Raw genomic sequence first — 10,778 nt, 5'->3', positions numbered from 1 at the left:
ACCCACTGACTGGCGAGCCGTATGCGGGAGAACCGCACGTACGGTTCTGAGGGAGGGGAGTCCGGCTCAACCGGACTTCCCTACCCCTATCGGTTGAGGCGGTTGGGCTTCTAACAAATAGCCGCCTGCGATCCGCAGTTTGTTGGCAGCGCTTTCTTCGATTGTCTGGGAGCCGTCGAGCGAGAGGCGGTGGATGTGGTTGATTTGCCAGCCGCTGTTTTTGAGATCCGCGATGAGTTCTCGGCGTGAGTAGCGGTGCAGGAACATGTCGGGGAGGCCTCGGTAGGCGTACGTGGCGTCGCCAAAATCTCGTTGCTTCGATGTAAGCGACTGCAGGAAGCTTTTCGCGAGCAAACGCATCCCACCGGATTGGGCCAGCGAGGCGTAGCGGTTGTGGACGTGCAGGAGGAGCTTGCCTCCTGGCCGGACGATGCGTGAAGCATGACGCAGGACGGCCCGGCGATTCTCTCTGCCTTGGATCATGCCCAAGGTACTGAACAAGCAAACCGCACCCGCCGCGGAATTGTCCGCCAAGCAATCGAGTTGGACCAAGTTGGCTCGCAGGGGAACGATCGCTCCCGTTCTCTGGTCGGTTGATTCCGCTCTCGCTTGCTTCGCTCGCTCGGTGACGTGATGTAACATCGATTGAGACAGGTCAATCGCCAGCACGTTGCGGCCCTGTCGCGACAATTCGGTGGCGGCTCGTCCGGTTCCGCAGCCCAAATCGAGCACCCAATCGGCGGTGTCGGAAAAAACTTTTTGAGTCTGCCGACTGCTCGCATCCTGGTTGTTGGAAGGCTGCGACGGTTCGGAATCGATTGATCCGAAGACCTGGCGAAGGATCGTTTGATCGAGTTTGCAGAGCGGGGTCTCCGCCACAAAGTCGTCGTAGTGGCTAGCGATGGACCCTTGTTGAACGTATCGCCAAGTTCCCGCGGCAACTCCGGCTGGGCGACGCCATTGGGATTGTTCAATTCTTGCGGAAGATTCCCGATGATCACGGTGCGGTGACTCGGTGGGTGAAGCTGGTTTTTCGGGCCGAGGATCGGTCATCGTGGCTGGTTCAAGGTCAGGGAAGTGATTCGGGGGCTGTTTCAAAATGGACTCACAAACTTATAATCCGCGCCCCCGGCGGACCCGGTGACTGTTTCGCCCTCCGCTTCCCTCCATCTTTGTTCCACGACACAGGAATACGAAATCAGTGGCTATTAAAGTAGCAATCAACGGCTTTGGCCGAATCGGACGTTTGACTTTTCGCAACCTGATGGAGCGAAGCGACGAGTTCGAAGTGGTCGCGATCAACGATTTGACCGACAACCGCACTCTGGCGATGTTGCTGAAGTACGACAGCATCCACGGTCGTTTTGACGGAACCGTCGAGTACGACGACAATTCGTTGACCGTCAACGGCAAGAAGATTGTCGCCTTGGCTGAGCGTGACCCACGCAATCTGCCTTGGAAAGAGCACAACGTTGACATCGCCATCGAGTCGACCGGTTTCTTCACCGCACGTTCGACCGACGAAAAACCTGGCTACGACAGCCACTTGGCTGCCGGTGCGAAGAAGGTTGTTCTGTCCGCACCTGCCAAAGACGGTGCCGACCTGACCTGCGTGTTGGGCGTCAACGACGACAAGCTTTCCGCCGATCTGAACTGCGTCAGCAACGCTTCTTGCACGACCAACTGCTTGGCACCTGTCGCCAAGGTCCTGAACGATTCGTTCGGCATCGAGTCGGGCCTGATGACCACCGTTCACGCTTACACGAACGACCAAAACGTTCAGGATCAGCCTCACGCTGACTTGTACCGTGCTCGCGGTGCCGCTCAGAACATCATCCCAACCAGCACCGGTGCTGCCAAAGCCGTCGGTTTGGTGATTCCAGAACTGCAAGGCAAGCTGACTGGTATCGCCATGCGAGTTCCAGTGCCAACAGGTAGCGTCGTCGACTTGACCGTCAACCTGAGCAAGGAAGTCACCAAGGAAGACATCAACTTGGCGATCCAAACCGCTGCAGAAGGCCCAATGAAGGGCATTCTGTTCTACGCTGTCGACCCAATCGTCAGCAGCGACATCGTTCACGACCCTCACAGCAGCATCTTCGCCGCTGACTTCACCCAAGTCCTCGGCGACAAGGGCAAGATGGTCAAAGTCGTGTCGTGGTACGACAACGAATGGGGCTACTCGAGCCGCACCGCTGACTTGTGCAGCAAGCTCGGAAAGATGCTCTAAGAGTGTGAAAGAGCCTCAGGACCACAGCTCATCAGAGCAAAAGTTCTGAACTCCAATTCAAACGCGGGGTGTGGTGATAAGGTCATCACACCCCGTTTGCGTTGGATCTTACTCATGGCCATACTCATCCTTTGGTTTCTATCCCCGCCTGTGGCCCTGTGCCACTGTGGTCCTTTCCACTCTGCATTCCATGTTCTTTGATCGCGTTGAAATTGAGTTCCAGGCCGGCAAGGGTGGCGATGGCTGCATGAGCTTTCGCAAGGAGAAGTACGTCCCCAAAGGTGGTCCCGATGGCGGTGACGGCGGACGCGGAGCCAGCATCATCCTGGAAGCTCGTTTGGGCGTGAACTCGTTGGCCCAATTCGCCACGCGAAAATTCTTTCGGGCCGAGAAGGGTGGTTTCGGGATGGGAGCCCTGCGTCACGGTCGAAAAGGCCGGGAAATGCGGCTTTTTGTGCCCTGCGGAACCAGCATCATTGACGTGAAAGATGGGTTCGTGATCAAAGATTTGACCCAGGTCGGCGAAGAGTTCGTGATCTGTCGCGGCGGCAAAGGCGGCCACGGCAACGCTCGTTTCAAGACGCCGCAAAACCAGGCTCCGCGGGTACGCGAATTGGGCGAGCCCGGCGAAACGCGGCACGTGATCATGGAGCTGAAATCGATCGCCGATGTCGGCTTGATCGGCAAACCCAATGCCGGCAAAAGCACCCTGCTTTCGCGGATCAGCAGTGCTCGTCCTGAGATCGCCGACTACCCGTTCACGACCAAGTATCCCAACCTCGGGATCGTTGATGTCGACACTGAACGCTCGTTCGTCTTGGCGGATATTCCCGGTTTGATCGAGGGAGCCAGCGAAGGCATCGGGCTCGGGCACGAATTCCTGCGACATGTCGAACGAGCCGGTTTGCTGGTTCACTTGATCGAGCCCACTCCTGTTGACGGAAGCGACCCGATTCAGAACTACGCCGCGATTCGCGAAGAGTTGCAGCACTACGATGAGTCGCTCGCGGATCGCGACGAACTGGTCGTGATGACCAAGTGTGAGCTCGATCCCGACGGCGAAGTTCGCGAAAAGCTGCAGTCATACTTTGGCGAACACCCCGCGGACCACGCTCGTGATTTGCGAACGATCAGCGCCGCGACGGATGTTGGACTGAACGAGTTGGTGGGCGAAATCATGGATCGAGTCACCAAACGTCGCGAAGAGATGGTCGAAGCCGGGATCACTCCCACTTTGATTCGCCAAGACGACGCTCCCGTGACGCCGAAGAAAGAACGCCGCGTTCCTCCTCACAAAGCCGCGGCCACCGAGGGTTTGTCGGACCAAGTTCAAGCTCAGGACGTTCAAGGTGCCGCCACGCTTTCCGACACCGGGAAAGTCGTGCCCGGCGAACGTCGCGATCGTTCGTCTTGAGGCAGTCGGCGGGACCATGGCAGACGAGCAATCTTCGGCGAATGAGCAACAACTCCAAGACGAGTCGTCTTGCGATGTCGTAATGGTGCGAGTTGGCATTGATGTCGGAAACACCGCCATCAAAGTTGTCACGCAGTCATCGCCCACCGATGGGAAAGCGAAAGCCAGCCACGATCGCGGACCGTTGTTGCGATCCATCTCTCTGCGTGATCCGGAATGGATCACCAAGTGCGTCGAGCATTTGAGATTGCTGGCCGAGCAATTGTCTGGATGTGAATCGAGTGACTGCGAGTCGGTTTGCTACGACGTTCGCGTCGCGAGCGTGAACCGAGGTTCGGCGGAGCCGCTGGTGGTCGCCCTAGACGAAGCGTTTTTCAACTGCATTCGCGTTCGATTCGTGACTCACGAAGACGTTGCGATGGCGATTGACGTGAGTTTTCCTGAGCGTGTCGGGATCGATCGATTGCTGGGCGCGGAAGCTGCGTTCCGCCGCCACGAGGCACCATTGATCGTTGTTGATGCGGGGACCACCGTGACGGTTGATTTCGTTTCAGCGGAAGGGATTTTTCGCGGCGGTGCGATCTTGCCCGGATTGGAAATGCAAACCGCTGCTCTTGCGGCAGGAACGGATGCGCTTCCGAAACTGGATTGGGCGTCGCATCGTTGTCGCGAAATGCCAGAAGGACCCGGCCGAGACACAGTCGCGGCGATGAGACTGGGCGTTCTCGCGTCGGTCGCGGGAGCCGTTGAGCGGTTGCTTCGAATTTACGGTGGTGCCGCGACTTTGGTTGTCACCGGTGGTGACGCGGGGTGCCTGGTGGATGCTTTGCCCGCGGAGTGTGATGCGGTCGAGGAACCGCACTTGGTTGCTCAGGCGCTGCTGGATCTGCTGCCGCTCGAATAGGCCTGAGCTCTACTGACGCTGAGAGCCCCCTAAAACGGGCCTCCGGGCGACACCGCTGCAAAACGGGCTGAGACCCACGATCTCCGATGGACTTGGCGGTTCTTGGTTGGCTAACAGTCGAAATGGTCCTTCGTTTGAGACCAAGCGATGCGTTCCATGGAGCCAAAGCTTGACGGTTGTTCAGCCTTCAACGATTACGCGATCGGGTGTTAATTCGGGCAAACCTTTTTGAGCAGGAAAGCTTTCCCGAGAAGGTCGACCGCGACGAAAGCAATCTTTGTCGACAGGCGGTCGCATCAAAGTTCCGGCAAGCTGAAATCGCAGCAACATTGATAGCCGACACGTGCACCGCTGAAGACTGGCACCGATGGATCGCGTCTCTTTGCTTTCCCCTCCCTAGCAATCGATGCGTGTGAAGCGATGCGGCGGCCCTCTCGTCCAAGGATCCGGGCGAGACACAGGGGCCGCCGCCAGACTGATCGCAACCACGAATCGAGAGCACGATGAACTCACTGGCGAACCCAACCATGATGGATCCTTTGCAATCCCTCGAAGAATTCGCGTCGATGGCGTCCGAATTCGGCGACCCTGATTTCAATCCCGCACCTACGAAACCTCGCTCCTCATTCCTGTTGGTCGTTTCGGCGCACAGCACATCGTTGACCGATGGTCGTTGGCAATTCGTGATCGAGACCTCCGACGGCCAGCCCGTGATGGAAGCGGACGATCAAGAGTTCGGCGACCTGAATCGGCTTTCCTTGTTGGCCGCCGTTCGCGGTCTTGAGGCAATCGATGGGCCATCCGGAATCACATTGCTCAGTCACAACCGATACCTGATTCGTTCCCTCACTGATTCCTTGCCGCGATGGCGACGAAGCGATTTTGTATGGGATCACTTCGGCCGTCGCGTCGAAGTCCAGCATGCTGATCTTTGGCGACGTGTCGACCACGCTCTCGGAATCCACGAGGTTCAAGCCTGCTTGGTGACGTCTCGTTTGGTCAGCCGAAAACCGGAACAAGTCACCCCTGACGGTGCAATCCCTGCGGCTGAGGTGGAAGACTCGGTTGCCCGCACATCCACCAAGCTGAAGGACGATTGGTCGCGAATTGACCATTCCCACGCTGGTCCGCCAGCACCGAAATCCAGTCGTACCGTCCCGACCGCGAACGATCGTCTCCGCGATTGGTTGTTGAGTACCGCGGTCTCGGCAAACGGAATCAAGCGATCCAACCCGATTAAAACGTCCTGATTTCAGGCTCGTTTCACTCATTCACGAACTCATTCTCAATCAATTTTCTCGTAGTCCAGCCATGAATTCGCAGCTTTCACTATCGACCATTCAGTCACTCGTTGATGGCAGTGTGGTGAACCCGGGTAGTTTGTTGGGCCGTCACCCTGTCAACTATCGGGGGCGAGAAGCCACGTCCGTTCGCGTGTTGGAACCCAACGCCGAATCCGTGTGGCTGATCGATTCGGCAAGCGGTTTGCGACGTCCGATGAGACGGCTGCATCCCGGCGGATTCTTTGAAGCGATCTGCGATGAGCCCATCACCAAGCCTTCCACGTCCAGACTGCAAATGATCGACAAGACCGGTAAAGAAATGAAGACGACGTCCCCCTACACCGTCCCCAGCATTTTCAGCGACCTCGATCGCTACCTGATCGGTGAAGGCCGCCACAACCAGTTGTACGAACGACTCGGAGCACAGCTTCGCGAAGTCGATGGTGTTCAAGGCGTGAATTTCGCGGTTTGGGCTCCCAACGCTCGCTCCGTTCAGATCGTCGGTGATTTCAATGGTTGGGACGGACGCGGCCATGTCGCACAGCCCGTCGAGTCGACCGGTATGTGGGAGCTTTTCCTGCCCGCCGCCAAGGTCGGTCAGAAGTACAAGTTCCGGATCCAGACCGAACATGGTCACTGGATGGACAAGTGCGACCCGATGGCGTTCGCGGCCGAGTTGCCACCGTTGACCGCGAACATCATTACGGACATCAACACTTACACGTGGAACGATTCCGATTGGTTGCAGCAGCGGGCGGAAATCGACCCGATGCACACCCCGATGAACGTTTACGAAGTTCACCTGGGCAGTTGGCAAAAAGGGCCCGGCCGAACTCACGGTTGGTTGGACTACCGCGATTTAGCCAAGCGATTGGTCGACTACTGCCACCGCATGAATTTCACGCACGTGGAATTGATGCCAATCAGCGAGCACCCATTCACAGGATCGTGGGGCTATCAAAGCGTCGGCTATTACGCACCAACCAGCCGCCACGGATCGCCGGAAGACTTCATGTTCTTCGTTGATCACATGCATCAACATGGAATTGGTGTGTTGATCGATTGGGTTCCTGCTCACTTCCCGAAAGACGACCACGGTCTGCGTCAATTCGACGGTTCGGCGTTGTACGAGCATGCGGACCCACGCCAGGGCGAGCACCCGGATTGGGGCACGATGATCTTTAACTTCGGCCGCAACGAAGTGAAGAACTTTTTGATCGCCAACGCATTGTTCTGGTTGGACAAGTATCACATCGATGGGCTGCGAGTCGACGCGGTCGCGTCCATGCTGTACCTGGACTACAGCCGCGAAGATGGTGAGTGGATTCCCAATCGATACGGCGGACGTGAGAACTTGGAGTCAATCGACTTCTTGCGTGATTTCAACATCGCGGTTCACGAGAATTACCCCGGTGTTGTGACGGCGGCGGAAGAGTCGACTGCGTGGCCCGGCGTTTCGCGTCCGACCTACGATGGCGGTCTTGGTTTCACCTACAAGTGGAACATGGGTTGGATGAATGACACGTTGAGCTACATGCGGAACGAACCCATTCACCGCAAGTTCCATCAGAATGAGCTGACGTTCAGCCTAATCTACGCGTTCACCGAAAACTTTACGTTGCCGCTGTCGCACGACGAAGTGGTTCACGGCAAGGGTTCGCTGATCAGTCAGATGCCGGGCGACATGTGGCAGAAGTTCGCCAACCTGCGTTTGCTGTACAGCTACATGTGGACGCACCCTGGAAAGAAGTTGCTGTTCATGGGCGGTGAAATCGCGCAGTGGACGGAGTGGAACGCGGACGATGGGCCTCAGTGGGAATTGCTAGATTTCGACACACACCGAGGCGTCCAGCAATTGGTCGCGGACTTGAACAAAGTCGTGATCGAAAATCCGGCTCTGCACTATCACGACTTCACCGGTGAAGGCTTCGAATGGATCGACGCTCACAACGCGGAAGACAGCGTGTTGGTCTACCTGCGAAAGGGTGCCGAGGGCGATCCACCGATCTTGGTCTGCAACAACTTCACTCCGGTACCACGAGACAACTACCGAGTGGGTGTGCCCGTCAAAGGTTTCTGGAAAGAAATCTTCAACAGTGACAGTGAAGCGTACGGCGGATCAAACTTGGGCAACTATCCCGGACGCGAAACGACCGGCGTCGAGCACCACGCTCGACCGGACAGTATTGAAATCACGTTGCCACCACTCGGCACGACGATCCTGCGTTTGGAATCCTGATCAGACGCCAAACAGCGTTCCCCACGTAGGTTGGCTACTCTTGACCGACACATGAGCAAGGCGGTTCGTTGTGTGGACGGGCAAGAGTGCCTTTTTGTACCCCACATCTTTTGAGAGCCGCTTGCGCTGGGAATACAAGCGGTTTAAGGCTAAACATCCCTTGCCGAGGAATCATTGGTGTTTGATTAGCGGCGATTAGTGTTCCCTTGACCGCTCTGGTGGAACACTAATCCACTCTGATCGGACACTAATCTTTGGTGTTTCGAGATGTGGGGTATAAAAAGGCAAGAGTGCCCGTCCTACGTGAAGTGGGAGATTGCTTTGGGGCGACGAAGACTTTGTCGCCGGCCTCGGCTCAGGCCTGTTGAGCCTTGGCGGCTTCCAGGTCTTCGAACGTTCGCAAGTGATAGTCGATGCCGACTTTGTCGAGCACGCGGCACAAACCGCGTGCGGCGATGCCGAATCCATCGGGACCGCTGAAGCCGCCGAATTGGCCGCCGCCGCGAACGTGAGGTTCGAGGTCGAGATAGATGCCTTCCACGCCGCGTCGTGACATTCGATCGGCGAGTGTTGGCAGGAATGTTTTCAGGTCTTCGAAGACTCGCTCGTGAGCACTGTCGCCTTGGTCGGCGGGAACAAAGTGGCTGGCGGATTCTTCGTCGACGTGATCGACGCGGCCGTTCAGCGATGGGTCTTTGTAGTCTTTGATGTGCAACCAACCGAGCGATGGTTTCATGGCTTCGTACTGTGCGTAAACCTGGTCCGATGTCAAACCTTGCATCACCATGTTGGCTCCGTCAAAGATCGTGACGAGAGCCGGGTTGTTCACTTTTTCAGCGATAGCGGCGAGCAGGTCGCCAGTTTGCCCGACCAAGTTGGCTTCGACTTCCAATCCAAACGTCAGGCCTCGTTTGTCACAAGCTTCGGCGATTTGTCCGAGTTGATCGGAAACCTGGTCGATGTGATCTTCTGGAGCTGTTCCTTTGGGGTGGTAGAAAGCGAAACCACGAAGCAGTTTGCAATCGAACGCCTCAGCTCGATCGCATGCGATTTGGACGTCTTCGGCGAGGTACTTTTCGAAGGGGACAAACTTGTTGGATGTGCCGTCTTCAACGTCCTGCAACTTCACTTTGCCGATCGGCGAGCCAATGCTGCTGACCGACATGCCGTATTCTTTGTGCAGTTTCTGAAGCGTCTCGATTTCGGAAGGTTCCAGCATCATCACGTTCTTGATGCCGTTGCCGACGTCGACGAACCGGATGGAGTAATTTTGCAGACCGATCGCGGCGAGCGCGGCAAATTGTTCGTTGGCCTTCTTCGAGAAAGCAGATTCGTCAGCGAAACCAGACAGAATGACGGAGGACATGGCGCAGGCGGGGTTGGTGGGGAAGGACAGAGGACTCCGAGCCGTGATCAGAACCGGCCCGAGATTTGAATCAGGCTGGGTCGGGGTAAGTCACGATGATGTTGCTGTTCAGGCCGCCGCGTGGCGTCCATTTGCTTTCGACCGTGACTTTGCGAGGCTGGACGACAGCGACAAAGTCGTCCAAAATCCGATTGGTGACTTGCTCGTAGAAAATTCCTTCGTTGCGGAATTTCTGCAAGTACATTTTCAAGCTCTTCAGCTCCACACAAACGCGATCGGGAACGTACGTGAAAACGATCGTTCCGTAGTCGGGTTGTCCGGTTTTCGGGCAAACTGACGTGAATTCCGGGCAAAAATGCTCGATCGTGAAATTTCGCGTCGGGGCGGGGTTATCGAAAACTTCGAGTGTGTCTCGAAAAGAGGCTGAGTCGCTCACGTGCTTTGGTTCACTTCTAGAAACGCGGTGTCGTTTGAAATCGGTCGATCATTCAGTTGATGTTTTACCCGCTGAGAACTTGGCGGAAACCCCGGGGGACGCTCGCGCCTCCGCGTCATCGCTGCTGATATCGGAAACCTTCGTCAGCCTTCAGGGCGAAGGTGAATTGACGGGCACCGAAAGCGTCTTCATCCGGACGAGTGGATGCAACTTGCGGTGCTGGTTCTGTGACACTCCCTACGCTTCTTGGAAACCCGAAGGCACGTCTCAGTCGATCGAATCGTTGTTGCATTTGGTCGCGGAGTCGGGCGTGAAGCACGTCGTGCTGACCGGAGGGGAACCGCTGATTGCCAAAGGAATGGTGAGTCTGGTCGACCAACTGCGAGCGGCGGGGAATCACGTCACGATCGAAACCGCCGGCACCGTCGATCCGGGTGTGAGTTGTGATTTGCTTTCGCTGAGTCCCAAGCTTCGGGCCAGCACCCCTGATGCGGCAGATCATGCGCGTTGGGCAAAACTGCACGCCGAACGAAGGTTGCCGATCGACACGATGAAGCAATTGATCCGGTCTGCGAAAGCGACCCAAGTGAAGTTCGTAGTCGACTCGTCCGAAGAAATGGCCGAGATCGATGAAGTCGTCGGGCAGTTGGCTGTCCCGGCGCATTCGGTCTGGTTGATGCCGCAAGGGATCTCCGTCGAACAACTCGACGCCGCTCGTCCATGGTTGGAACCACTGGCCGAGTCACGTGGCTATCGCTACTGCGACCGCATGCAAATTCGTTGGTACGGCAACCGCCGCGGGACTTGAGCAAACGCTTCGCTTGAGTGAACCACGGACTTCTGCAGTACTGGGGTCCAGTTAGTGTTTGACGATCGGCGCGCAAAAAAATCGGCATCGTTTGAAAA

The 10,778-nt window shown here is 56.7% G+C and carries 9 protein-coding genes; 6 read left to right on the top strand and 3 right to left on the bottom strand.

The annotated features are described in order from the left end of the window. Nucleotides 1–66: 66 nt before the first annotated feature. Nucleotides 67–1,053 carry a class I SAM-dependent methyltransferase gene (locus CEE69_RS21860; protein WP_099262728.1) on the bottom strand — a complete coding sequence of 329 codons (987 nt, stop codon included), beginning with the start codon at nucleotides 1,051–1,053 and terminating at the stop codon, nucleotides 67–69. A gap of 148 nt (nucleotides 1,054–1,201) precedes the next feature. Between CEE69_RS21860 and gap the strand changes: the two genes are divergently transcribed. From gap to glgB, 5 genes are all read left to right on the top strand, one after another. Next, complete coding sequence (gap, locus tag CEE69_RS21855; RefSeq protein WP_099262727.1) at nucleotides 1,202–2,230, top strand: type I glyceraldehyde-3-phosphate dehydrogenase; 1,029 nt, start codon at nucleotides 1,202–1,204, stop codon at nucleotides 2,228–2,230. A gap of 190 nt (nucleotides 2,231–2,420) precedes the next feature. Then, nucleotides 2,421–3,644, top strand: coding sequence for a GTPase ObgE (gene obgE, locus CEE69_RS21850; protein WP_099262726.1), 1,224 nt, complete (start codon nucleotides 2,421–2,423; stop codon nucleotides 3,642–3,644). 16 nt (nucleotides 3,645–3,660) lie between these two features. Next, a complete protein-coding gene (locus CEE69_RS21845) occupies nucleotides 3,661–4,548 on the top strand; it encodes a type III pantothenate kinase (protein WP_099262725.1) in 888 nt (295 codons plus the stop codon). A 527-nt stretch (nucleotides 4,549–5,075) separates the two neighbouring features. Beyond that, nucleotides 5,076–5,798, top strand: coding sequence for a ribonuclease H family protein (locus tag CEE69_RS21840; protein WP_099262756.1), 723 nt, complete (start codon nucleotides 5,076–5,078; stop codon nucleotides 5,796–5,798). 61 nt (nucleotides 5,799–5,859) lie between these two features. After that, entirely contained in the window at nucleotides 5,860–8,070 is a 2,211-nt protein-coding gene (gene glgB, locus CEE69_RS21835; protein ID WP_099262724.1) for a 1,4-alpha-glucan branching protein GlgB, read from the top strand. A 355-nt stretch (nucleotides 8,071–8,425) separates the two neighbouring features. On the opposite strand, the gene CEE69_RS21825 is transcribed toward glgB, so the two are convergent. Then, a complete protein-coding gene (locus CEE69_RS21825; RefSeq protein WP_099262722.1) occupies nucleotides 8,426–9,436 on the bottom strand; it encodes a sugar phosphate isomerase/epimerase family protein in 1,011 nt (336 codons plus the stop codon). A 70-nt stretch (nucleotides 9,437–9,506) separates the two neighbouring features. Beyond that, nucleotides 9,507–9,872, bottom strand: a complete 366-nt coding sequence (queF, locus tag CEE69_RS21820; RefSeq protein ID WP_099262721.1) for a preQ(1) synthase — start codon at nucleotides 9,870–9,872, stop codon at nucleotides 9,507–9,509. A gap of 34 nt (nucleotides 9,873–9,906) precedes the next feature. Here queF and CEE69_RS21815 point away from each other — a divergent pair, with 34 nt between their 5' ends. Continuing rightward, on the top strand, nucleotides 9,907–10,680 hold the full coding sequence (locus CEE69_RS21815; RefSeq protein ID WP_099262720.1) for a 7-carboxy-7-deazaguanine synthase QueE: 774 nt from the start codon (nucleotides 9,907–9,909) through the stop codon (nucleotides 10,678–10,680). Nucleotides 10,681–10,778 lie beyond the last annotated feature (98 nt).

Source organism: Rhodopirellula bahusiensis (assembly GCF_002727185.1).
Lineage (GTDB): Bacteria > Planctomycetota > Planctomycetia > Pirellulales > Pirellulaceae > Rhodopirellula > Rhodopirellula bahusiensis.
The sequence above is the reverse complement of the archived record's forward strand: the minus strand, read 5'-3'. Positions and strand labels throughout refer to the sequence as shown.

What these genes read in the sequence shown, in the direction of transcription:
- CEE69_RS21840 (WP_099262756.1), top strand. Translation starts at nt 5,076, where the DNA reads ATGATGGATCCTTTGCAATCCCTCGAAGAATTCGCGTCGATGGCGTCC.
- CEE69_RS21860 (WP_099262728.1), bottom strand. Translation starts at nt 1,053, where the DNA reads ATGACCGATCCTCGGCCCGAAAAACCAGCTTCACCCACCGAGTCACCG.
- glgB (WP_099262724.1), top strand. Translation starts at nt 5,860, where the DNA reads ATGAATTCGCAGCTTTCACTATCGACCATTCAGTCACTCGTTGATGGC.
- CEE69_RS21845 (WP_099262725.1), top strand. Translation starts at nt 3,661, where the DNA reads ATGGCAGACGAGCAATCTTCGGCGAATGAGCAACAACTCCAAGACGAG.
- CEE69_RS21825 (WP_099262722.1), bottom strand. Translation starts at nt 9,436, where the DNA reads ATGTCCTCCGTCATTCTGTCTGGTTTCGCTGACGAATCTGCTTTCTCG.
- obgE (WP_099262726.1), top strand. Translation starts at nt 2,421, where the DNA reads ATGTTCTTTGATCGCGTTGAAATTGAGTTCCAGGCCGGCAAGGGTGGC.